The organism is Kribbella sp. WER1 (genome assembly GCF_054189145.1).
This window is the reverse complement of sequence record NZ_CM135186.1, coordinates 1,715,885-1,737,832: the sequence shown is the minus strand read 5'-3', so window position 1 is coordinate 1,737,832 and position 21,948 is coordinate 1,715,885. Positions and strand designations below refer to the sequence as shown.

Here is a 21,948-nt window from a genome sequence, read left to right as displayed (position 1 = left end):
GATGGCCCGGAAATCTCGCTCGCCGTACGACCGCCGCGAGGGCGGCGGTCAGTCCCGTCACCGCGCCCCTGAGCCGCGGGAGTCCGACGCCGATCGTCGTGACGAACGCAGCCGCCCGGACGCGCCGGACGGCTGGCGGTCGTTGATGAGCAACGACTACGACTACCCCGACGAGATGGACGACCTCAGCGGTCGCGAACGGCGTCGTGCCAAGAAGAACTGGCGGCGCGACGACCACGTCCAGCGGATGGCGTGGCTGCGGAACCAGCGGCAGGCGGAGCCGACGAGCCCGATCGCGATCGTGGCTCTGGTCGTCATCGTCGCGATCATCATCCTCGGCGTCGGCGGCGGACTGCCGCGCCTGTTCGGCGGCAAGAGCAAGGACGACGGCGCTCCGATCAGCCTGCTCACTCCCGGCCGCTCCGTCGTACTCCCGACCGCACCGGCGACCCAGTCCAACCAGACGGGTGAGCCGACCAGCTCCGCGCTCACCACACCACCGCCGGTGAGCCAGCGGCCGTCCTCCGAGGACACCGCGTTGGCGACCGACGTGACCGGTACCTGGGCGCGGGCGTTCTACACCCGCGACCCCAGCGCCGAGACGTACGCCGCTCTGGTCGAGAAGTGCTCCAAATACATGACGGACGAGGTCGCGTCGAGCTTCACTGCGGCGGGCGACCCGACGTACGACGCACTCAAGGCCGATGGCGGGAAGTCGACCGTACTCGCGGCCCCGGTGACCGCTCCGCCGGCGAACGCCGAAGCCCCGGTGGACACGCCAAGCCGGATCACGCGGTTCGTCAAAGTCACCATCGACGTCACCGGTAAGCACGCGCAGCGGTTCGACGTCCCCCTGCTGATAACGCTGACCAACCAGAACAACCAATGGGTGATCAGCGACGTGTCCGGAGGTACCGGACCATGACGGCGGGGGACTCCGATGTTCGACGAGGGTGATCTCGGGCGCGGGTTCCTCTCGGTCGCACGCCGAGGGTGGTTCGCCAAAGGCGCGGCGGCGCTGGCGGTGCTCGGTGTCGCCAGCCTGCTGATGCTCGCGCCGTTCGGAGGCGGTACGACGACCCAAGCCGCCTGCCGCCCCGGCGCTCCCGGCCAAGGAACCGATCCGCACCCCAGCGGTCCGCTCCGCGTGCTTCAGATCAGCTGGGCGAAGCTGATCGACAGCGTCGCCGTTGAGCGCGGGCTGCCGGGTAAGGCGACCTTGATCGCATTGATGACAGCGCTCGTCGAGTCGGACCTGCAGAACCTCACCTACGGCGACCGAGACTCCGTCGGGCTCTTCCAGCAACGACCCTCGGCAGGGTGGGGCGATGCCAAGCAGCTTGTAGATGAGCCGAAGACTGCGGTGGAGGCATTCTTCGGCGGGGCCGGGCCGGGACATCCACCAGGCCTCGTCGACATCAACGGGTGGCCGTCGATGGCGCTGGGTGATGTGGCTCAGCAGGTGCAGAAGTCGGCGTTCCCCGACAGGTATGCCACACGTGAGCAGGAGGCTCGCGATATCGCTGCGGCAGCCGGAATCGACCTGACCCGGTCCGGGAACCCGTACGCGGGCCGCACCGGCGCACCGACCGGTGGGGCAGTCGTCGACGGCATACAGGACAACAACAGCTGCGACCAGTCCGGTGGCGGCGACCTGTCCAGTGGAAAGCCGGTCAACGGTGTCTGGCCCGATCAGAAGGCGACCGTCACGGACCCGACCGGCACCGGCGGTCTGGTGACTCCGCGTACGGCGGCCTGGGTCGCGGAGGCCCGCAAAAACCTCGGCACCCTCAGCATGAGCTGCTGGGACGCCCACGTCTGGAACCCCACCAGCGACCACCCCCGCGGCAAGGCCTGCGACGTCATGGTCGGCGCCGACGCCAGAAAGTCGGCCCCCGCCCGCGCCCGCGGCGACCAGATCGCCAACTGGGCCATCACCACCGCCGGCCAGACCGGCGTCCACTACGTCATCTGGTACGGCAAGATCTGGTCCGCCCGCCGCGGCACCTGGATCCCGTACAACGGCGGCGGCGTCTACAACCCCACCGACGCCACCGGCGGCCACTTCGACCACGTCCACGTGTCACTGTGGTAACCGAGCCCCGCCCGACCCACAGGAGGAACCCCCGATGACCGGCCCCACCGAGCCGAACGAACCCGGCGACGGCTGGCCAGGCCAGCCCGGTCACGGAGCCGCGGTCCCACCGGGCGCTGGGCCCCTTCCGAACGGACCTGCTCCGCAGCAACTGCCGCCGTCCAGCAACGCAGGCGACTCGCAGCGTTCGGGTGCCGGGGCGAAGCTTCTGCCTGAGCCGTCTGCCTGGACGACGCTACTCACCGCTGTTCCGTGGTTCTTCTGGAGCTTGGTGCTGGTCGTGTGGATCGCGGGAGCGATCGGTTTCGGCTGGGGATGGATCGTGGTTGCGGTCTGGATCGCGTCCGGCGCGCTCAGCCTCGTCCCGTCGGCCGAGACCGTGTTCGCGCGGTACCTGTACCGCCTCCGGGAGCCCACGCTCATCGAGCAGCAACGCCTCGCGCCGATCTGGCATCGAATGCTGGCGCGCGCAGATGTTGCCCCTGGACGCTACACACTGTGGATTCAGGAGTCCGACGAGGCCAACGCAACGCCAACGCCCGGCCGTGTGGTCGCAGTGACTCGGTGGGCGCTTTACACCCTGCCCCCGGCGCACCTCGAGTCAGTCCTGGCGCATGAACTTGCGCACCATCTGGGCGGCCGATGGTGGCTGAATATGCTCAGCTTCTGGTACTCGATCCCCGCCCGATGCGGGCTCATCGTGGTGCGAGGTATCGCGCAGTTGATGCGTCGCGTGCCTGCATTCGGCTGCATCATCGGCGGGTTCCTGTTGATGGCGTACGTCGGGTTGATCGTCGCGGTGTTCGCACTCGGCCATGGCTACATCTGGCCGTTCCTCTTCATCACGCCGTTCATCGCCCCGCCGGTCCTTGCCTGGTTGAACCGGTGGCAGGTGAGGCAGGCGGATCAAAAGGCGGCCGCTTTGGGGTACGGCAGCACGCTCGTGGAAGTCCTGTACGGATGGCAAATGCAGCATCAGCAACCTGGTGGCCAGGCTGATAGCCGTCGTACCCAGGTCATGTCGAACACGCCCCCGCTCGTGGAACGAGTGCGGGTTCTTGAGCGGACCGGCGGAATCCCACCGAAGGCATGGGGATGAGTCTGACCCGAGTGGGAGTCGGACGATCCCGGGTGTGCGGACAATAGTTGATACGAGTTACGTCTGCGTCCGGCGTCGCCCGGTCGATTTGTTGATGGCTAGGTCGCGGACTGCAGAAGGCTAGATCACACGCCCGGCGTTGGTTCTGCCGACGTGGACACTTCCTGCGGTGGTGGCCAGGCGATCAGCAAGGACCTTCAACAGCAGCGCTACGTCTGTCGTCCGATCCGGTAAGTCGTACGGCCCGGGCGCCGCATTCGAGGGCGAGATGATAAGCATCAGCGTCCGCCGCATTGAGATCGCATGCTGGTCCATGTCGGACTTTCCGATAGACGTGCGCGCGACAGTCTTCGGCTCGACTGGGTGCAGGGCTGTCTTCGGCGGCATCGATCCCGCGGACGCAGACATCTTCTCGCGGTGGTTCGGCGACCAATACATCACCGAGACGACCATCAGCCGAAGCTCAACCTCGGGCGTCCGTTACGACGAGTACGGATCGGTCGGCGGCCGGACCGAGAGTCGTACCTCCGGCTACAGCGCGCGGCGCATCGAGCGAGCCAGATGGACTGTCTCGGACATCGTCACCGGCGTGCCACCAGGTCATTCTCTGGTTTCACTCGCCAGATCGAACGGTGCTCGGGTCGGCCCAGTGCTGGTCAACCTGCGCGGATGAAGCGGACCGCGGCGCACGGAGTTGGGTCCGATTGATGCGCCGCGGTCCGATCAGCATCAACGGTGTTAGAGCACCTCCACTGACACATGAACGATACCGGATGCATGCTGCGCGTCGCATGTCGCTGGTCGTGAGTCGGTCACGCTTGCTACCTTTGGCTCAAAGACAGAAGTACCACATGGTGCTTTCGTTCACTTGTGATCGATTCGCCATGTGGTTGTTAGAGCAACTTCTGGCGATCTTTCACCTGTCCATCAGGAGTTGGGTCCGATGGTTGCTGCGAACACCCGTCGTAAGCGCACTGCTTTCGAAAAGAAAGTTGAGCGTTGGAATGCCAACCTGGTTGCGTTGACCTCGTTGATGGGAAGTCTGATTGTCCTGCTTCGGCGGGTCGCGCAGATTGTCCTTATCGTGGTTGCCGTGATCGCGGTGTTCTCTCCGGGGCTTTTGCCGCTCGTAGCTGCGGTGTCGGCTCTGCTGCTGCAGATTCGGCGTTCGTAGGCGCGAGCCACAGCAGCCCGACCCCTTGGGGTCGGGCTGCTGTGCGTTATGTGGCCCTTGGTTGGTCGCCGTGAACGGCGTCAGGAGGCGTTCCGGCAGGGGCCGCGTGGTGGAGGAGGAGCGTCGGCGCGGGGTGACCAGCGGGGCTGTGTCTGGGTGGTGGTCATCGCGGGTGCGGCGTCGTCGACAGTCTGTGAGCTGGATGATGAATTGTTGACTGGACTCGATCGGCCGGGCGATCACCCCGGAGAGGTCGCCGGCGGAGTGGGTTGACGCCGGCTTGAAGGTTGAGCTGCGCCGCGTGGGGGTTCTGGGCGGTGTCTTGAGTGGCGCGGGTTGGGGTGTTGAGCGGACATCGACGTGGTCAGGTCCGTGACCTGGGCGACAGGGTGCGTGCGCGGTGTTGCCGCCGGCCCGACGCCCAGGAGGTTGACGACGCCATCCGCGGCCCGGGCCAGGCTTGCCTCAGGAATGCCGGGGGACTTGCGGTTGGCGGTTGGCAGGGTTTTCCCTTGTTGGGGGTGGTTGTCGTCACGATCTGCTTCACAGCGAGTACTGGGCGGAACTAGGGTCGACGGATCGTAGTGGGTGTGTTACGCGACAGAGGGTGGGAGTGGATGATGCCGAGAGGTCGTAAGGCGTTGCTTGCCGTGGCTGGTGGGTTGGTGGCGGCTTTGTTGGGGTTGTCGTTCACTAGTGCTGCGGGGGCGGCGCCGGTGGCGGATGCTGATGGGTTGAAGTTGGTGAAGACGAAGACGTCGTTGCTGGGGACGCATTACTGGTATCAGCAGACGTTCAAGGGGTTGCCGGTTGTCAACGGGTACTACGCGAAGCATGTGGGGAAGGATGGGGCCGTCGAGGTTGCGGACGGGCGGGATGCGGTGCCGGCGGGGCTTGATGTGAGGGCGACGGTTGCTGCGGGGACTGCGACTCAGGCTGCTAATTCGGCGGTGAGTGCTCGGGCGCGGCGGGTTGCGGGGCCGGAGAAGAGTTTGGTGCGGCAGCCGGAGGCGACGAGTGGGGCGGCGCAGTTGGCGGTGGTCGGGGGGCCGGATGCTCGGGTGGTGTGGAATGTGACCAGCCGGTCGGCTGAGGGGGTTACGCGGTCGTTGGTGGATGCGAAGTCCGGCAAGGTCGTCGCGTCGAAGGTGATCAGTGACAACATCGACGGGCGTGGGTCGGTGTTCGATCCGAATCCGGTGGTGAGTGAGCAGAACGAGAAGCTCACCGACATGAACGACAAGAACCAGGACGCGTTGTTCCTGGCGCAGAAGAATGTCATTCTGCGGAATCTGGACGGGTCCGGGAAGCTCAACGGCACCTACGTCAACATCAAGGAAGCCAAGGGCGGCGTCGCGCAGAGTAAGAACAACACGTTCGTGTACCAGCGGGCGAACGAGAAGTTCGAGCAGGTGATGGTGTACTACCACATCAACCAGACGCAGGAGTACATCCAGAAACTCGGGTTCACCGACGTCAACAACGAGTCGCAGGACTTCAGCGTCGACACGTACGCGGGGGACAACTCGTTCTACGACCCCTCGACGGACATGATCACCACCGGTGAGGGCGGGGTCGACGACGCCGAGGACGCCGAGGTGATCTGGCACGAGTACGGGCACGCGATCCAGGACGACGTGGTGCCGGGGTTCGGGGAGTCGGAGCAGGCCGGCGCGATCGGTGAGGGCTTCGGCGACTACTGGGCCGTGACGAACTCGGTCCCGGTCAGCAAGGGCTTCAACCTGCCGTGCGTGATGGACTGGGACGCGACGTCGTACACGACCGACGAGCCGCACTGCCTGCGCCGCACGGACGGGACCAAGACGACCGACGACATCGACGGTGAGGTCCACGACGACGGCGAGATCTGGTCGCGGGCGCTCTGGGACATCCAGCAGTCGCTCGGCCGGACGAAGGCGGACAAGCTGATCCTCGAGGCGACGTTCTTCTACGACCCGGACACCTCGTTCGCGGGTGCGGCGCAGGACACCGTGCAGGCGGCCCGGCTGCTGTACGGCAAGGCTGCCGCGCAGACGGTGACCGACGCGTTCAAGGCGCGCAAGATCCTGTGATCCGACCAGGTCGTGCGCCCGCGGCTACTGTGGGCGCATGACCTGGAGTACTGCGGACATCCCCGACCTCACGGGCCGACGGGCGCTGGTCACCGGCGCCACCAGCGGGATCGGGTACGAGACCGCGCTGGAGTTGCTCCGGCACGGCGCCGACGTGATAGTTGCCGCGCGCAACCCGGAGAAGACGGCCCGGGCGGCGGAACGACTGACCCAGCAGGGCGGCCGGGCGCCGACGGTGCTCGAGCTGGACCTGGCCGATCTGGCGAGCGTGCAGCGTGCCGCGGACGAGGTCCGGGCGACGTACGACCGGTTGGACGTGCTGGTCAACAACGCCGGCGTGATGGCGCCGCCGTACCGGCAGACGGTCGACGGGTTCGAGCTGCAGCTGGGGACGAATCATCTCGGTCACTTCGCGCTGACCGGTCGGCTGTTGCCGGTGCTGCTCAAGGGCAGCCGGGTGGTCACGGTCAGCTCGTTCATGCACAAGGGCGCGCGTGGCGTCAGCCAGGAGGACCTGCGACGGCCGGCAAGCAGCTACCGGAAGTGGGACGCGTACTGCCGGTCGAAGCTCGCGAACCTGCTCTTCATGCTGGAGCTGGATCGGCGCGCCCGGGCGGCCGGTGCCGACCTGCTGAGCGTGGGTTCGCATCCCGGGTACGCCTCGACGCATTTGCAGGCTGCCGGGCCGGAGCTCGCCGGCAACGCGCTGCAGGCGCAGCTCTGGGGTGCTGCGACCCGGCTGGTTGCGCAGCCGGCCGCGGCGGGCGCCTGGCCGAGCCTGTACGCCGCGACGTACGCGGACCTGCGGCCGGGATCGTTCGTCGGCCCGAGCTTCTTCGAGTACCGCGGTACGCCGAAGGTCGTGCTGCCGGCGCGGACCGCGCAGGATCCGGAGCTGGCGCGGCGGTTGTGGGCGTGGTCGGTCGAGGCGACCGGCGTGGATCCGGTACTCACCGTGCCGAGGTAGTGACACAGGGGCAGCTTTTAGTTACCCTCCGGTAGTTCCCCTATGCCGGAGGTCCCCGTGCGCAGACTTGCCGCCGCCGTCGCAGTCGTCCTGACGCTGATCACGATCGGTCCACGTGCACAGGCGAGTGAAACAACAGCCGGCTTCAGTACGTCGTACCAGCGGATCCCCGGCGCCGGCGGGATCGGGATCGGCGCCGTCGTCTTGACGCCGACCGGGCAGGGCAACGGGCCGTTCCCGCTCGTGGTGATGCCGTCGAGCTGGGGCCTGCCGAACGCCGAGTACGTCGGCCAGGGCGCGAAGCTGGCGACCGCCGGGTTCCAGGTGATCTCGTACTCGAGCCGCGGGTTCTGGGACACCGGCGGCGGGATCGACATCGCCGGGCCGCCGACCGTCGCGGACGTCAGCAAGGTGATCGACTGGGCCGGTCAGCACACGCCCGCCGACACGAGTCGCGTGGCGGCGGTGGGGATCTCCTACGGCGCCGGTACGGCGTTACTCGCGGCCGCGAAGGATCCGCGGATCAAGGCCGTCGGCGCGCTCAGCGGCTGGGCGGACCTGATCCGGTCGCTGGACCCGAACGACACGGTCGCGCTGCAGGCCGTCGCCGGTCTGCTTGCCCTGGGCAATGTCACCGGGCGGCCCGGTCCGGAGATGGCGTCGTTGCAGTCGAAGTTCGTGACCGGTGACTTCGACGGGGCGATCGCGGAGGCCAAGCAACTGTCGCCGGTACGGTCTGCGGCGACGATGGTCGACAATCTGAATGCCAACAAACCGGCGATCTTCCTGGCGAACGCGTTCGAGGACTCGATCTTCCCGCCGTCGCAGTACACGGACTTCTTCACCCGGCTGACCGGGCCGAAGCGGCTGCTGCTGGCGCACGGCGACCACGCGACCCCGGAGGCGACCGGTGCGGTCGGGCTGCCGAACGAGACCTGGAGCGAGCTCGCCGGCTGGCTGCGGCACTACCTGACCGGCGCCGACAACGGCGCCGACACCGAGGCGCCGGTGCAGTTGAAGTCGCAGCGCGGCGTGTGGCGCGGGTACTCGAGCTGGGCGGCGGTCGGCCAGGAGCGTACGTCGTACCTGACGAAGGCCGGCGCGTTGCAGGGTACGGCGTCGACCGGGTGGAGCCGTGCGATCGGGGCCGGGGTGCCGACGGTCGCGGACAGCGGGGTCGCGCTGGTCTCCGGCGCTTTGCAAGGATTGTTGACAATCCCCACAGGTGTCGCGACGCCGCTCGTGGATCGGTCGTTCGCGGGCGTGTGGTCGGGGCCGGCCTTCGATCGGGCGACGGTGGTGAACGGCCAGCCGAAGGTGCACGTCACCGTGCGGCCGTCGGCGGCGTCCACGTCGCTGTTCGCATACCTGTACGACGTGGACGCGCTCGGCGTCGGATCGTTGATGTCGCACAAGCCGTACACGTTGCGCGGGGCAACGCCGGGGAAGGCGGTCGCGGTCGACGTACAGCTCGAAGCGACGAGCTGGGAGGTGCCGGCCGGGCATCACCTGGTGCTCGTGGTCGACACGGTGGATCCGCGGTATCTCGGGCGGAGCGTGATCGGCTCGACGGTGACGTTCAGCTCGCCGGCCGGTGATCCGTCGTCGATCAGCGTCCCGGTGGCGTCGTGACCGTCACGCGCCGGGTGTTCCTCGGCTTCACCGCGGCCGCCGTCCCGACGTACCGGGCCATCCGGCCGCGGGTGGCCGGCGGCACCATGTACCTCGGCACGTACGGCGACGGTGTCGGCATCGCGACGTACGACGGCCACGGCAAGATCACCAGGACCGGGACGATCGCCGACGTACCGGATCCGTCGTTCGTGATCCGCGAAGGCAAGCTGCTGTACGCCGTCGACGAGCAGGACGCCGGCACCGTGACCGCGATCGACATCTCCACGACGCCGAAGGTGCTCAATCGTCAACCCAACAGGGGATCCGGCCCGTGCCACTTGGCCAAGATCGGCGATCACCTGCTCAGCGCGAACTACGGATCCGGCGACATCGCCGTCCACCCGATCGCCGCGGACGGTAGCCTCGGGCAACAAACCGACCTGGTCAAGCACGAGGGATCCGCGCCGCACGCGCACCAGGTCGTGCCGGCCGGGAAGTACGTGCTCGCCGTGGACCTCGGTACCGACTCGGTCTACACCTACACGCTCGCCAGCGGGAAACTCGCTCTGCAGCACCAGGCGAAGCTCAAGGCCGGCGCCGGCCCGCGACACCTCGTTGTGTCCGGCAACTATGCGTACGTCGCCGACGAGCTCGACAGCACCGTGACGATCTGCGGGTACGACGACGGCATCCTCACCCCGCTCGCGACCAAGCCGATGACGCCCGGCACCGGCCCGCAGAACTACCCGGGTGAGATCCTCACCTCGCCCGACGGCCGGTTCGTCTACGTGACCAACCGCGGCCACAACAGCATCGCGATCTTCCGCACCGCCGGCGCCGGCCTCGAGCTGATCGGTACGCCGAGCTGCGGCGGCGACTGGCCGCGGCACGCCGCGTTCGACCCGACCGGCACGCTGCTGTTCGTCGCGAACCAGAAGTCGAACAACGTGACCACGTTCGCGGTCGACCAGGCAGCCGGGACACTGACCCAGACCGGGGACTTCGGTACGCCGACACCGGTCTGCGTCAATGTTTGATCATGCGCGAGCTCTTGCGCTTTTGTGGTGAGAGCGCTGTCATAAAGGTGCCCTTTCCCCGCCCCGCGAAAGGACCTCGCCCATGCTCAAGCTCCTCGCGGCCGCCGCGCTCGTCGCCTCCGCGGCCGCCGTCCCCACCACCCAGGCAACCCCGGACTGGCACGCCGGTACGCCGCCCCTCACCACGCCCTGGACCGCCGACGTCTCACCGGCGAACGCGCTTCCGGAATACCCGAGACCGCAGCTGACCCGCCCTGAGTGGCGCAACCTCAACGGCCTCTGGCAGTGGTCCGCCGCCGCACCGGACGAGCAGCCGCCGATCGGCCGCACGCTCCCGGAACAGGTCCTCGTCCCGTACCCGATCGAGTCCGCGCTCTCCGGCCTGCAGAAGCACGAGGACCGGATGTGGTACCGGCGGACCTTCGACGTCCCGGCCAACTGGAAGGGCAAGCACCTCCTGCTGCACTTCGGCGCCGTCGACTACGACGCCAAAGTCTGGGTGAACGGCGTCCAGGTCGCCACCCACCGCGGCGGGTACGACGGTTTCGACGTCGACGTGACCAGCGCGCTGCACGCGAAAGGCCCGCAGGAGCTGATCGTCTGGGCCGAGGACCTGACCGACGAGACGTACCAGCCGATCGGCAAGCAGCGCGAGGTCAGCGACCACGGCATCTTCTACCAGGGCAGCTCCGGTATCTGGCGCACCGTCTGGATGGAGCCGGTGTACGCGGCCTCGATCAGCCGCCTGCAGACCACACCGGACCTGCCGAACCAGACCCTGAAGGTGACGGCGACCGCCCCGGCCGGCCTCGACGTCGAGGTGACGGCGTTCGACAACAATAGGATTGTCGGCAATACGACAGGTAGGGCGAACACCGAGCTCCGGCTGCGGATCCCGAAACCGAAGACCTGGTCGCCGGACCATCCGTTCCTGTACGACCTGAAGGTCCGGCTGCTCGACCGCGGCAAGGTGGTCGACCAGGTCGGCTCGTACGCCGGGATGCGCCAGGTCGGGCTGCAGAAAGGGGCCGACGGCAAGCTCCGGATGGCGCTGAACGGGAAGATCCTGTTCAACCTGTCGACGCTCGACCAGGGCTTCTGGCCGGACGGGCTGAACACCGCCCCGACCGACGCCGCGCTGCGCTTCGACCTCGAGCAGCACAAGCGGCTCGGGTTCAACACCGTCCGCAAGCACATCAAGGTCGAGCCGGACCGCTGGTACTACTGGGCCGACAAGCTCGGCCTGATGGTCTGGCAGGACATGCCGGCGTCCAAGACCGACGCGATGCCCGAGCCCTGGCGTACCCAGTGGAAGTCCGAGCTGCACGAGATGATCGAGGAGCACAAGAGCTTCCCGTCGATCACGGTCTGGGTCCCGTTCAACGAGGGCTGGGGCGAGTGGGACCGGACCGAGACCGGCCAGGTCGCGGACGCGGTCGCGGCGCAGGACCCGTCCCGGCTCGTCGACGCGCACAGCGGTGTGAACTGCTGCAACTCGCACGGCGACTCCGGGCGCGGCAGCCTCCTCGACTACCACGCGTACCTCGGGCCGGCGACGACGATGCCGACGGCCGACCGGGCCGCGGTCGACGGCGAGCACGGCGGGTTCGGGCTCAAGGTCGCGGACCACATGTGGTTCGGCGACGGGTCGGCGTACGAGATGGAGCCGGACTCGGCGACGCTGACCCACAGGTACGTCGAGAACCAGGAGAACGTGCTCAGATCGGCGCGGCAGTGCGGGATCAGCGGGTCGGTGTACACGCAGATCACCGATGTCGAGGGGGAGCTGAACGGGTTCTTCACCTACGACCGCCGGGTGCCGAAGATGGACTTCGCGCAGGTGCGGAAAGTCAACAAGCAGATTGTCGACAATGCGGACGGGAGCGGTACCGGCGTGCCGGATCCCGGGCCTGGGACGCCGGGCGTGGACGGGATCCACTTCTACCCGCTCGACGGATCCGGTGAAGATGCCGTAGGCAACAACGACGCGACGCTCGAACAGGGCGCGACGTACGCCGAGGGCAAGAACGGCCAGGGCGTGGCGCTGAACGGCGCCGGGCAGTACGTCGACACCGGCGCGGCGTTGCTCGACACCACGAAGAACTACACCGCGAGCGCCTGGGTGAAGCTCAACAAGGCGGACGGCGCGTTCCAGACGTTCGTCAGCCAGGACGGGGATCGCGACAGCGCGTTCTTCCTGCAGTACTCCGGTCAGGACCAGCGGTTCGCGATGAGCTTCCCCGGCGTACGCGCACTTGCTCCGACGAAGCCGAATCCGGGCCAGTGGTACCACGTGACCGGCGTCCGCGATGTCGTGAAGGGCGAGCTGAAGCTGTACGTCGACGGGCAGCTGGTCGCGACCAAGTCCGCCTGCTCGCTGGACTCGGTGTCGACCGGGAACACCGTGATCGGCCGCGCCAAGTTCGGCGGCAACCCGGTCGACTACCTGGACGGGACGGTCGACCAGGTCCACCTGTACGACCGAGCCCTCACCGACGCGGAAGTGGAGGCGCTGTACCACTCCGGGCGCTAGCGTCCTGAACGGGGCGCTAGATTCGAGATGCGAAGAGTCCGCCGAGCCCTGATCCTTGAGGTAGCCGATCAGCGGAGGTGAGTGTGATGGCCGTACCCAGCCAGTTGCTCGCTCCGCGTTCGGCGGTTCGGTTCCGGCCGCCGCGGTTCGGGCTCGGCGGGTCGCATCTCGGTGAGCCGGACGAGGCGACGGCGATCGCCACGGTCGACGCGGCGTACCAGGCGGGCATCCGGTTCTTCGACACGTCACCGGCGTACGCGCACTCCGAGGACCGGCTCGGTACGGCGTTGCGGCAGCGGCCGCGGGGCGAGTTCCTGGTGTCGACCAGGGTCGGGGGAGACGACCCGGAGGAGTCGATCCGCAAGAGCAGCCAAGCCCTCGGCCTCGCGATCGACCTCGTCTTCGTCCAGCCGGACTGTCAGGCGGCCTTCGGGACTGCGCGGAGGCTGCGGCGGGACGGAGTGGTGAGGGCGGTTGGGGTGGTTGGTGGGGAGTGGGGGGAGCTTGAGCGGGTCATGCGGGAGGTAGAGCTGGACTGCGTACTGCTGACCGACCACTACTCCCTGCTCGACCAGCAGGCCAAACCACTCCTGGACCGCTGCCTCGCACGCGGCGTCGCGGTCATCGTGTCAGGAGCACTCGTCCTCCAACCCGAAACAGTCCAGGCCAGAAGGATCTCGGCCGTCTGCGAGCGGTACGGCGTCTCGCTCCCGCAGGCAGCGCTCGCGTTCCCGAGCCGGCATCCCGCCGTCACCTCGGTCCTGATCACCGCGGCATCCCCCGCGGAGATCCGCGCCGACGCCGCCCTCGTCCGCCAGCCGGTCCCGGAGCGACTCTGGAAGGACCCGGACCTGCGCCGCTTGCTATCCTCGGACTAGGAGTTCGCGGTCCAGCGAGCTCCCCGGACGAGCGGCGTCGTACCCGGTCTGACAAGACGACGCCCAGCCCTCACTGGAGGGGGCCGTCGTCATGCACGCGCTCGATATCCTCGAAATCGTTGGTGCGGTCACCATTCTGATCGCCTTCGCCGCTGCCCAGGCCGGACGCCTGCAGCAGCGCACCGTCACGTACCAGCTGCTGAACCTGCTCGGATCGGGGGTGCTGGCAACGATCGCGGCCGTCCAGCTCTCCTGGGGCTTCCTGCTCCTCGAAGGCAGCTGGGCCGTGATCAGCCTCCTCGGCCTGATCAGCCTCCGCAAGAAGCAGCAGGCCTAGAGCTTCGATCCAGGCGTCGGCGAGCCGCCGGGAGTTCCGGTCGGCGCCGGCGTCGGGACGCCGGTGGTCGGCGTCAGTGACGGGCTCCGGGTGGGCGAGCCGGTGCCCGGCGGCGGTGTGGTCGGGGTCACCGTGACCGTGGCCGTGTTGGTCGGTGTCGGGATCACGGGCTCCGGCTCCAGCGGCGCGGCGTGCCGGAACAGCAGCCAGGCCAGGAACACGGCGAGCGCCATGATCAGCGCCATCGTCAGCAACGCGAACGCCAACGCCCACCGCGACGCCGGGCGGAGCGCGTTCGGCCACGGCAGCGGCCAGATCCGGAACAGGCCGGGGCGCCGCCGGTTCTCCCAGTAGTGCCGGAAGTCCGGGCCGCGGAGCTTCCCGGGCTGCGGGATCCGGTCCATCAGTACCGCGGACAGCACGTCCTCGCCGCGGCGTTCGGCGAGCAGCCGCTCGTCGGACGCCGCGCTGGACCCGTCGTCGGCGCGGATCGGCCCGAACGCCGCCCAGAGCGCGAGATCCTCGTCGTCTGTGTCGTTGTGCGCCAGGACGGCGTCGTCCGGCAGGTCGTCGACGGCGTGCACGAACCGCTCCCGGGCGGCCGCGTCGTCGGCGGAGCCCTCGGTCATCATCGCGACGATCGCGTCCCGGCCGTCCTCGGTGGCGGCGGTGTACAGGAACCCGGCCGCGTTCGCCCCGAGCCGCCCGCGCAGCCAGTACTCGCCGACCCGCGGCGGGTCCTCGGGCTGCAGCGGCAAGGCGTCCGGAATCTCCAGCGCAGGCCGGTCGTCAGGCTGCACCTCAGGCTGGGATTCGGTCGCGGTCATCACCCCAATCCCACCACATCCCTGGTAGCACTGTCGCGACGCCCACCACCGAGCTCTTTGAGCCCCCACCAACCATCTGGCCGGCCCACAGATGGTTGGTGGGGGCCCAAAGAGCGCAGGACGCGCCGGATTTGGGTGGGCGGGGGAGGATTAGGTGGGCCTGGCGGGCGCTGGCCCCGGTGATCTGATGGAATGGCCGATGTTGTGAAGTGGGGAATGACAAGGCTCGGGTGCGGGCCCCGGAAGGACAGGCATGACCGAAACCACGGTGCCGGCGGGAACGGTGGCCCAGCAGTCCCGGCTGATCGGCGAGGCCGTCGGCGAGGTCAAGCGGGTGATCGTCGGCCAGGAGCACATGGTCGAGACCCTGATGGTGTCGTTGCTGGCCAAGGGCCACTGCCTGCTCGAGGGTGTGCCGGGTGTCGCCAAGACGCTCGCGGTCCGGACGTTCTCCAGCGTGGTCGGCGGCAGCTTCGCCCGGATCCAGTTCACGCCTGACCTGGTCCCCTCCGACATCGTCGGTACCCGGATCTACCGGCAGACCCGGGAGACCTTCGACATCGAGCTCGGCCCGACGTTCGTGAACTTCGTGCTCGCCGACGAGATCAACCGGGCGCCGGCCAAGGTGCAGTCGGCGATGCTGGAGCTGATGGCCGAGCAGCAGGTGTCGATCGGCGGCCAGACGTTCCCGATGCCGAAGCCGTTCATCGTGATCGCCACCCAGAACCCGATCGAGTCCGAGGGCGTCTACCCGCTGCCCGAGGCGCAGCGGGACCGGTTCCTGGTGAAGATCGACGTACCGCATCCGCGCGGCCACGAGGAGTTCGAGATCCTCCGCCGGATGAGTGTCGACCCGCCGGCGCCGCGGCAGGTGCTGAAGCCGGAGACGATCCTCGAGCTGCAGCGGTCCGCGGAGCAGGTGTTCGTGCACAACCTGGTCGCGGAGTACGCCGTCCGGCTGGTGATGGCGACCCGGACGCCGACCGACTTCCATCTGCCCGACCTGGAGCCGATCATCGAGCTCGGCGTCAGCCCGCGGGCGACGCTGGGCCTGATCGCGGCCGGCCGGGCGCTGGCGCTGATCCACGGCCGCGACTACCTGCTGCCGAGCGACGTCCAGACGGTCGCGCTGGACGTGATGGGCCACCGGCTCGGGCTCACGTTCGACGCGGTCGCGGACAACATCGACCCGCGGGCCGTGATCGAGCGGATCCTGGCCACCGTCCCGCCGCCGCAGCCGGTGTGGCGCGACGGCAACGACGGCTCGGGCCGCCCGGAGTTCGTCTAGTGCCGAACCGCCCCGATCCACGAGCTGCGATGACGATCTCGCAGCTCGCTCCCGAGCGTGCGCTGCGGCGGCTGGAGCTGACCGTCGTTCGGCGGCTGGAGGGCTACCTGCACGGTGAGCACCTCGGCCTGCTGCCGGGTCCCGGGACCGAGCTGGCCGAGGCCCGCGAGTACCAGGTCGGCGACGACGTCCGCCGGATGGACTGGGCGGTCACCGCGCGGACGACGATCCCGCACGTCCGGGACCTGATCGCGGACCGTGAGCTGGAGACCTGGGCACTGGTCGACCTGTCCGCCTCGATGGACTTCGGTACGTCGCGCCTCGAGAAGCGCGAGCTCGCCGTGGCCGCGGTCGCCACCGTCGGGTTCCTGACCCACCGGCTCGGCGACCGGTTCGGCGGGCTGATGCTGCGCGACTCGGCGCTCCGCCGGTGGCCGGCCAGGTCCGGGCGGCTGGCGCTCTACGGCCTGCTCCGGGCGCTGCTCGCCGAGCAGTTCAGCGGCGACGAGGAGGCACACCGCAGCGACCTGGCCGCGGCGCTGGAGTCGATGGCCCGGACGCAGCGCAAGCGCGGGCTGCGGGTGATCGTGTCGGACTTCCTCACCCCGCAGGACGGCGAGGTGGCCAGCCAGGTGGAGCCGTCCTGGGAGCGGGCGATGCGCAAGCTGACCGCCCAGCACCAGGTGCTCGCGGTCGAGATCGTCGACCCGCGCGAGCTGGAGTTGCCGAACATCGGCGTCGTCACGATCGGTGACCCAGAGACCGGCGAGGTCCGCGAGATCGACACCCGGCGGCGGAAGATCCGCGAGGCGTTCGAGGTCGCCGCCCTCGCGCAGCGGGAACGAACCCGGGCCGCCCTGCGTAGGGTAGGTGCCGGACACCTCGTCCTGCGGACGGACCGCGACTGGGTCGCCGACACCGTGCGGTTCGTGCTCGCCTACCGGCGGGTGGCGCCCCGCCTGCACCAACCGCCGAAGGGAGTGGCTCGCTGATGGAGTTCCTGTCTCCGGCCAGACTGTGGTTCCTGATCCTGATCCCGCTGATCCTGGCGGGATACCTCTTTCTTCAGCACCGCCGCTCGCAGTACGCGCTGCGCTTCACCAACATCGCGCTGCTCGACCGGGTCGCGCCGCGCCGCCCGCAGTGGCGCCGGCACCTGGCCGTCGGTCTGGCGCTGCTGGCCGCGCTGAGCTGCATCCTGGCGTTCGCGCAGCCGAAGACCAAGGTCAAGGTGCCGCGTGAGCGGGCCACGATCGTGGTCGCGATCGACGTCTCGCTGTCGATGATGGCCACCGACATCGAGCCGAACCGGCTGGAGGCGGCGAAGGAGTCGGCGAAGGAGTTCGTCAACAACCTGCCGACGAAGTTCAACGTGGCACTGGTGAACTTCGCCGGTACGGCGTCGATCATCGTGCCGCCGACCACGGACCGGTCGACCATAGATCGGTCGATCGACGGGCTCGAGCTGGCCGAGTCGACCGCGACCGGTGAGGGCATCTTCACCTCGCTGCAGGCGCTCACCCAGGTCCCGCCGGACCCGGCGCACCCGAACGACCCGGCCCCGGCGCGGATCGTGATGCTGTCGGACGGCAAGCGCACCGTCGGCCGGACCGCCCAGGAGGGCGCGCAGGCCGCGAAGGCGAAGAACACCCCGATCTACACGATCTGCTTCGGCACCGACTCCGGCTTCATCGAGATGGACGGCATCCGGCAGCGGGTGCCACCGGACCGCGCGGAGCTGCGCAGCATCGCCGAGATCAGCGGCGGCGAGGCGTACACCGCGGAGTCGGCCGGCGAGCTGAAGGACGTCTACAAGGACATCGGCTCCTCGGTCGGGTACGACGAGGTCGACAAGGAGGTCACCGCCCGGTACGCCGGCATCGCGATGCTGTTCACGCTGGCCGCGGCCGGTGCCTGCATCGCCCTCGCCTCCCGGTTCCCGTAATGGGGCTGCTGGGGACGGCCCGCGCGGTCGCCGACGTACCGTTCGAGCGGGTGCGGCCGTTCCTCACCGAGGAGCGCTGCAAGATCCTGCTCGGCAGCCCGCCGGGCGTCTCGATGGACCTCGACGGCGCCACGGTCGGCATGCAGGGGCAGTTCTGGTACCGCGGTGAGTACACGTTCGCGGCGTACGGCGAGGGCACCGAGGTGACGTACCGGATCAGCAACGTGTCCGGGCGGCCGGACGGGATCATCCGGGTCTGGCAGCGCAAGGCGCTGAAGAACCAGCAGCGCGACGTCGACGCGTACGCCGCGGCGCTGCCCGGCCGGGTCGGCTGAGCGACACGACCGTGATGTGGTTGACACGGCGAGGTTACTGGTGTTTCCGGGGGTGGTGGTGCAAGATGGACACGTGTTTCGCGGGTCGTCTTGTGATGCCCTGAGAGACGCATAAGCACCGAGGTCGACGAGCTGCTTCGAGAACGCTGGGGAAGGCGCCCCTCGAGCACAGGAGGTCCCGGTGGCGACGACTCGTGGCGTTCTGTACGTCCACACGGTGCCGTCAGCGTTGTGCCCGCATGTCGAGTGGGCAGCGGGCGGCATCCTTGGCGTGCCCGTGAAACTGGATTGGACGCCGCAACCAGCGGCCCAGGGCACGTACCGGGCCGAGCTGTCCTGGCAGGCCGAGGCCGGTACCGCGGCCAAACTGGCATCTGCCCTGCGCGGCTGGCAGAAGCTGCGGTTCGAGGTCACCGAGGAGCCGAGCAACGGCGCCGAGGGCGAGCGGTACTCGTTCACGCCCGAGCTCGGCATCTTCCACGCGACCACCGGCGTCCACGGCGACATCATGGTCCCCGAGGAGCGGCTGAAGGCCGCGATGCTGAAGGCGGCCGCCGGCGAGGCCGACCTGACCGAGGAGGTCGAGCGCCTGCTCGGCCGCCCGTGGGACGACGAACTGGAGCCGTTCCGGTACGCAGGCGACGGCGCCCCGGTGCGCTGGCTGCACCAGGTCGTCTAAGCGGTTCCTGAGAACTTCTGAAGAAAGCCGTGAAGAGCAGAGCTTTCCGCGAACTTTTCGATGAGACTGAGCATCAGACGTTGCACAAGGGTGGGAGGGGCCGTGGCCGCTGGGCCACCGGGTGTCGGGACACCCCCGGTGGTTGGGAACAACAGCGGCCGCACCACGTGAAGGGCGCGAACCTCAGGGTTCGCGCCCTTCAGGCTGTTCAGAGCGGGATGTTCCCGTGCGCACCGCGGACCGGGCCGTCCGCTTCGGCCTTCGCCAGTGCGGCGGCCAGCGCCGTACGAGTGCGGTCCGGTTCGACGATCTCGTCGACGACGCCGAGTTCGCGGGCGCGGTCGATGCCGCCGGCAATCTTTTCGTGTTCGGCGGCGAGCTCGGCCTCGACCTGGGGGCGGAGCTCCGGGTCGACCTCGGCGAGTTTGCGGCGGTGCAGGACCCGGACGGCGGCGACGGCGCCCATCACGGCGACCTCGGCGCGCGGCCAGGCGAACACCCGGGTGGCGCCCAGCGAGCGGGCGTTCATCGCGATGTACGCGCCGCCGTACGTCTTCCGGGTCACCAGCGTCACCCGCGGTACGACGGCCTCCGCGAACGCGTGCAGGAGCTTCGCGCCGCGCCGTACGACGCCGTCCCACTCCTGGCCGACGCCGGGCAGGTACCCGGGTACGTCGACCAGCACCACCAGCGGTACGCCGAACGCGTCGCACATCCGGACGAACCGGGACGCCTTCTCCGCCGACAGCGCGTCGAGGCAGCCGCCGAGCCGGAGCGGGTTGTTCGCGATCACGCCGACCGTCCGGCCGCCGAGCCGGCCGAGGGTGGTGACGATGTTCGGCGCCCAGCGCTGGTGCAGTTCGACGGGGGAGTCCTCGTCGAGGACGCCGCCGACCAGCGGGTGCACGTCGTACGCGCGTTTCGCCGACTCCGGGAGAAATCCGGACAGGTCGGTGTCGGGGATGTCCGTGGACATCGTGCCCTGGTTCGCGAGCAGGTCGGTGAGGCGGCGGGCCTGCTCGAGGGCGGCGGCCTCGGAGTCGGTGGTGATGTGGACGACGCCGGAGCGCCGGCCGTGTGGTTCGGGGCCGCCGAGCCGCAGCATGTCGACGTCCTCGCCGGTCACCGAGCGGACCACGTCCGGGCCGGTGACGAAGATCCGGCCCTCGGGCCCGAGGACGACGATGTCGGTGAGCGCCGGTCCGTACGCCGCGCCGCCCGCGGCTGGGCCGAGCACGACGGAGATCTGCGGGATCTTCCCGGACGCCTGCGTCATCGCGTAGAAGATCTTGCCGACCGCGTGCAGGCTGAGGACGCCCTCGGCGAGCCGGGCGCCGCCGGAGTGCCAGAGCCCGATGACCGGCAGCTGCTCGGCGCGCGCGACCTCGTACGCCCGGACGACGACGTCGCAGCCCTCGTCGCCCATCGCGCCGCCCATGACGGTGGCGTCCGAGCAGAACGCGACGACCGGAGCGCCCTCGACGGTGCCGCGGGCGGCGACCATCCCGGACAGGTTGTCCGGCGTGATGAGCTCCAGGCTGCCGGGATCGAGCAGGTTGGTCAGCCGGCTGACGGGGTTCCGGGGATCGAGCTCGCGGGGGAGCTTCGCCGGTCTGGCGGGTGCGGTCGCGGTCATGCGGTCCTCCGGGGTGTGAAGGAGCTGGGAGCCGCCCGGCGGATCCCGCCGGGCGGGAAGGAGCTGAGGCCGCCCGGCCAGGTCTCGGCCGGGCGGCGGACGGCGTACTAGACCGACTTGAAGGCGATGGCGGCGTTGTGGCCGCCGAACCCGAAGGAGTTGTTCAGCGCGGCGATGTCGCCGTCGGGCAGCTTGCGCTGCTCGGTCGCGACGTCCAGCTCGATCTGGTCGTCGAGCTTGTCGACGTTGATGGTCGGCGGCGACACCCGGTGGTACAGGGCCAGCACGGTGGCGACCGACTCGACCGCGCCGGCGCCGCCGAGCAGGTGGCCGATCATCGACTTCGGCGCGGTGGCGACCGCGTGGTCGGCGTGCTTGCCGAGCGCCTGCCGGATCGCCAGCGACTCGGCGATGTCACCCTGCGGCGTCGACGTGGCGTGCGCGTTGATGTGCACGATGTCGGCCGGGGTCAGGTCGCCCTCGGACAGTGCCCGCTCCATCGCCCGGCGGGCGCCGGATCCGGTCGGGTCGGGCTGCGCGATGTCGTGCCCGTCGGCAGAGATCCCGGCGCCGGCGAGCTCGGCGTAGATCTTCGCGCCGCGCGCCTTCGCGTGCTCGTACGACTCCAGGATCAGGATCCCGGCGCCTTCACCGAGCAGGAAGCCGTCGCGGTCCACGTCCCACGGACGGGACGCCTTCTCCGGCTCGTCGTTGCGCTTGCTGAGCGCCTGCATCATCCCGAACGCGGCCAGCGGCAGCGCCATGATCGCGCCCTCGGCGCCGCCGGCGACGACCACGTCCGCGCGGCCGAGCCGGATCTGGTCGAGGCCGAGCCAGATCGCCTCGTTGCCGGACGCGCAGGCCGAGACGGGGGTGTGCACGCCGGCCTTCGCGCCGAGCTCCAGCGACACGTACGCCGCCGACGAGTTCGGCATCAGCATCGGGATCGCCAGCGGCGAGACCCGGCGCGGGTTGGACTGCAGGGCGTCGTAGTTCGACAGCGTGGTGTGCAGGCCGCCGATCCCGGAGGCCACCGCGACGCCGAGCCGCTCCTTGTCCAGGCCGGAGTCCTCCAGGCCGGAATCGGCCCAGGCCTGGCGGGCGGCCACGACGGCGAGCTGCGCGGTCCGGTCGAGGCGGCGGGCCTTGACCCGCTCGAGCACGTCGGTCGGCTCGACCGCGGCCGGTGCGGCGATCTGCACCGCCAGGTTCTGCACCCACTCGTCGGTCAGCCGCCGCGCGCCGGAGCGGCCGGCCAGCAACCCTTCCCAGGAGCTGGCCACGTCGCCCCCGAGCGGGGTCGTGGCTCCGAGCCCAGTGATGACGACTCGGGTCTTCGACATGGTTACCTCATCCTTCACATGGACGTTCTGCGGTTGGGAGCGAGGGGTGGTCGTGCAAGTCCTTCGGGTACTGCGTGGTGCTCACCGGA

20 protein-coding genes and 1 riboswitch are annotated in these 21,948 nt (G+C 69.1%); of the genes, 17 read left to right on the top strand and 3 right to left on the bottom strand.

Annotation, left to right across the window (positions count from 1 at the left end; all coding sequences use genetic code 11):
- The first annotated feature begins 1 nt into the window (after position 1).
- The 12 genes from ACXJJ3_RS08365 (at position 2) to ACXJJ3_RS08310 (ending at position 13,806) form a co-directional block, all read left to right on the top strand.
- The gene (locus ACXJJ3_RS08365) at positions 2-925 is read left to right on the top strand and encodes a hypothetical protein (protein ID WP_458169398.1); all 924 of its coding nucleotides are present in this window, start codon (positions 2-4) and stop codon (positions 923-925) included.
- A 15-nt stretch (positions 926-940) separates the two neighbouring features.
- On the top strand, positions 941-2,095 hold the full coding sequence (locus tag ACXJJ3_RS08360) for a hypothetical protein (RefSeq protein ID WP_458169397.1): 1,155 nt from the start codon (positions 941-943) through the stop codon (positions 2,093-2,095).
- Positions 2,096-2,129: 34 nt separating this feature from the next.
- The gene (locus ACXJJ3_RS08355) at positions 2,130-3,194 is read left to right on the top strand and encodes a M48 family metalloprotease (protein WP_458169396.1); all 1,065 of its coding nucleotides are present in this window, start codon (positions 2,130-2,132) and stop codon (positions 3,192-3,194) included.
- 268 nt (positions 3,195-3,462) lie between these two features.
- Positions 3,463-3,867 (top strand): hypothetical protein, encoded by a 405-nt coding sequence (locus tag ACXJJ3_RS08350; protein WP_458169395.1) that lies wholly within the window; start codon positions 3,463-3,465, stop codon positions 3,865-3,867.
- 270 nt (positions 3,868-4,137) lie between these two features.
- Positions 4,138-4,368: a hypothetical protein gene (locus ACXJJ3_RS08345; protein ID WP_458169394.1), complete on the top strand. Its 231-nt coding sequence runs from the start codon at positions 4,138-4,140 to the stop codon at positions 4,366-4,368.
- A 734-nt stretch (positions 4,369-5,102) separates the two neighbouring features.
- Positions 5,103-6,440: a M4 family metallopeptidase gene (locus tag ACXJJ3_RS08340; RefSeq protein ID WP_458169393.1), complete on the top strand. Its 1,338-nt coding sequence runs from the start codon at positions 5,103-5,105 to the stop codon at positions 6,438-6,440.
- Positions 6,441-6,477: 37 nt separating this feature from the next.
- A complete protein-coding gene (locus tag ACXJJ3_RS08335; RefSeq protein WP_458169392.1) occupies positions 6,478-7,407 on the top strand; it encodes an oxidoreductase in 930 nt (309 codons plus the stop codon).
- A 57-nt stretch (positions 7,408-7,464) separates the two neighbouring features.
- A complete protein-coding gene (locus tag ACXJJ3_RS08330; RefSeq protein ID WP_458169391.1) occupies positions 7,465-9,039 on the top strand; it encodes an alpha/beta fold hydrolase in 1,575 nt (524 codons plus the stop codon).
- Positions 9,036-10,058 carry a lactonase family protein gene (locus ACXJJ3_RS08325; protein ID WP_458169390.1) on the top strand — a complete coding sequence of 341 codons (1,023 nt, stop codon included), beginning with the start codon at positions 9,036-9,038 and terminating at the stop codon, positions 10,056-10,058. The genes ACXJJ3_RS08330 and ACXJJ3_RS08325 overlap by 4 nt, the downstream gene beginning before the upstream one ends.
- A gap of 82 nt (positions 10,059-10,140) precedes the next feature.
- A complete protein-coding gene (locus tag ACXJJ3_RS08320; RefSeq protein WP_458169389.1) occupies positions 10,141-12,591 on the top strand; it encodes a LamG-like jellyroll fold domain-containing protein in 2,451 nt (816 codons plus the stop codon).
- Between the two features lie 86 nt (positions 12,592-12,677).
- Complete coding sequence (locus ACXJJ3_RS08315) at positions 12,678-13,469, top strand: aldo/keto reductase (protein WP_458169388.1); 792 nt, start codon at positions 12,678-12,680, stop codon at positions 13,467-13,469.
- Positions 13,467-13,535: riboswitch (guanidine-III (ykkC-III) riboswitch) on the top strand. (Overlaps the previous gene by 3 nt.)
- Before the next feature lie 25 nt (positions 13,536-13,560).
- On the top strand, positions 13,561-13,806 hold the full coding sequence (locus ACXJJ3_RS08310; RefSeq protein ID WP_458169387.1) for a CBU_0592 family membrane protein: 246 nt from the start codon (positions 13,561-13,563) through the stop codon (positions 13,804-13,806).
- Here ACXJJ3_RS08310 and ACXJJ3_RS08305 read toward each other — a convergent pair.
- Entirely contained in the window at positions 13,803-14,633 is an 831-nt protein-coding gene (locus ACXJJ3_RS08305) for a hypothetical protein (protein WP_458169386.1), read from the bottom strand. The genes ACXJJ3_RS08310 and ACXJJ3_RS08305 overlap by 4 nt on opposite strands.
- A 253-nt stretch (positions 14,634-14,886) precedes the next feature.
- On the opposite strand from ACXJJ3_RS08305, the gene ACXJJ3_RS08300 reads away from it, so the two are divergent.
- From ACXJJ3_RS08300 to ACXJJ3_RS08280, 5 genes are all read left to right on the top strand, one after another.
- Positions 14,887-15,921 carry an AAA family ATPase gene (locus tag ACXJJ3_RS08300; protein ID WP_458169385.1) on the top strand — a complete coding sequence of 345 codons (1,035 nt, stop codon included), beginning with the start codon at positions 14,887-14,889 and terminating at the stop codon, positions 15,919-15,921.
- Positions 15,922-15,950: 29 nt separating this feature from the next.
- Positions 15,951-16,913 (top strand): DUF58 domain-containing protein, encoded by a 963-nt coding sequence (locus ACXJJ3_RS08295; RefSeq protein ID WP_427895257.1) that lies wholly within the window; start codon positions 15,951-15,953, stop codon positions 16,911-16,913.
- Positions 16,913-17,866, top strand: a complete 954-nt coding sequence (locus tag ACXJJ3_RS08290) for a VWA domain-containing protein (RefSeq protein WP_458169384.1) — start codon at positions 16,913-16,915, stop codon at positions 17,864-17,866. Before ACXJJ3_RS08295 ends, ACXJJ3_RS08290 begins: the two co-directional genes overlap by 1 nt.
- On the top strand, positions 17,866-18,201 hold the full coding sequence (locus ACXJJ3_RS08285) for a hypothetical protein (RefSeq protein ID WP_458169383.1): 336 nt from the start codon (positions 17,866-17,868) through the stop codon (positions 18,199-18,201). Before ACXJJ3_RS08290 ends, ACXJJ3_RS08285 begins: the two co-directional genes overlap by 1 nt.
- A gap of 181 nt (positions 18,202-18,382) precedes the next feature.
- Positions 18,383-18,880, top strand: coding sequence for a DUF3145 domain-containing protein (locus ACXJJ3_RS08280; protein WP_325038753.1), 498 nt, complete (start codon positions 18,383-18,385; stop codon positions 18,878-18,880).
- Positions 18,881-19,088: 208 nt separating this feature from the next.
- On the opposite strand, the gene ACXJJ3_RS08275 is transcribed toward ACXJJ3_RS08280, so the two are convergent.
- Together ACXJJ3_RS08275 and fabF are read right to left on the bottom strand one after the other, a co-directional pair.
- Positions 19,089-20,516 carry a carboxyl transferase domain-containing protein gene (locus tag ACXJJ3_RS08275; protein WP_458169382.1) on the bottom strand — a complete coding sequence of 476 codons (1,428 nt, stop codon included), beginning with the start codon at positions 20,514-20,516 and terminating at the stop codon, positions 19,089-19,091.
- A gap of 107 nt (positions 20,517-20,623) precedes the next feature.
- Positions 20,624-21,859 (bottom strand): beta-ketoacyl-ACP synthase II, encoded by a 1,236-nt coding sequence (fabF, locus tag ACXJJ3_RS08270; protein WP_458169381.1) that lies wholly within the window; start codon positions 21,857-21,859, stop codon positions 20,624-20,626.
- Between the last annotated feature and the right edge of the window lie 89 nt (positions 21,860-21,948).

Coding starts and splice junctions, on each gene's coding strand:
- ACXJJ3_RS08365 (WP_458169398.1), top strand. CDS start 2: ATGGCCCGGAAATCTCGCTCGCCGTACGACCGCCGCGAGGGCGGCGGT.
- ACXJJ3_RS08360 (WP_458169397.1), top strand. CDS start 941: ATGTTCGACGAGGGTGATCTCGGGCGCGGGTTCCTCTCGGTCGCACGC.
- ACXJJ3_RS08355 (WP_458169396.1), top strand. CDS start 2,130: ATGACCGGCCCCACCGAGCCGAACGAACCCGGCGACGGCTGGCCAGGC.
- ACXJJ3_RS08350 (WP_458169395.1), top strand. CDS start 3,463: ATGATAAGCATCAGCGTCCGCCGCATTGAGATCGCATGCTGGTCCATG.
- ACXJJ3_RS08345 (WP_458169394.1), top strand. CDS start 4,138: ATGGTTGCTGCGAACACCCGTCGTAAGCGCACTGCTTTCGAAAAGAAA.
- ACXJJ3_RS08335 (WP_458169392.1), top strand. CDS start 6,478: ATGACCTGGAGTACTGCGGACATCCCCGACCTCACGGGCCGACGGGCG.
- ACXJJ3_RS08320 (WP_458169389.1), top strand. CDS start 10,141: ATGCTCAAGCTCCTCGCGGCCGCCGCGCTCGTCGCCTCCGCGGCCGCC.
- ACXJJ3_RS08315 (WP_458169388.1), top strand. CDS start 12,678: ATGGCCGTACCCAGCCAGTTGCTCGCTCCGCGTTCGGCGGTTCGGTTC.
- ACXJJ3_RS08310 (WP_458169387.1), top strand. CDS start 13,561: ATGCACGCGCTCGATATCCTCGAAATCGTTGGTGCGGTCACCATTCTG.
- ACXJJ3_RS08305 (WP_458169386.1), bottom strand. CDS start 14,633: ATGACCGCGACCGAATCCCAGCCTGAGGTGCAGCCTGACGACCGGCCT.
- ACXJJ3_RS08300 (WP_458169385.1), top strand. CDS start 14,887: ATGACCGAAACCACGGTGCCGGCGGGAACGGTGGCCCAGCAGTCCCGG.
- ACXJJ3_RS08295 (WP_427895257.1), top strand. CDS start 15,951: ATGACGATCTCGCAGCTCGCTCCCGAGCGTGCGCTGCGGCGGCTGGAG.
- ACXJJ3_RS08290 (WP_458169384.1), top strand. CDS start 16,913: ATGGAGTTCCTGTCTCCGGCCAGACTGTGGTTCCTGATCCTGATCCCG.
- ACXJJ3_RS08285 (WP_458169383.1), top strand. CDS start 17,866: ATGGGGCTGCTGGGGACGGCCCGCGCGGTCGCCGACGTACCGTTCGAG.
- ACXJJ3_RS08275 (WP_458169382.1), bottom strand. CDS start 20,516: ATGACCGCGACCGCACCCGCCAGACCGGCGAAGCTCCCCCGCGAGCTC.
- fabF (WP_458169381.1), bottom strand. CDS start 21,859: ATGTCGAAGACCCGAGTCGTCATCACTGGGCTCGGAGCCACGACCCCG.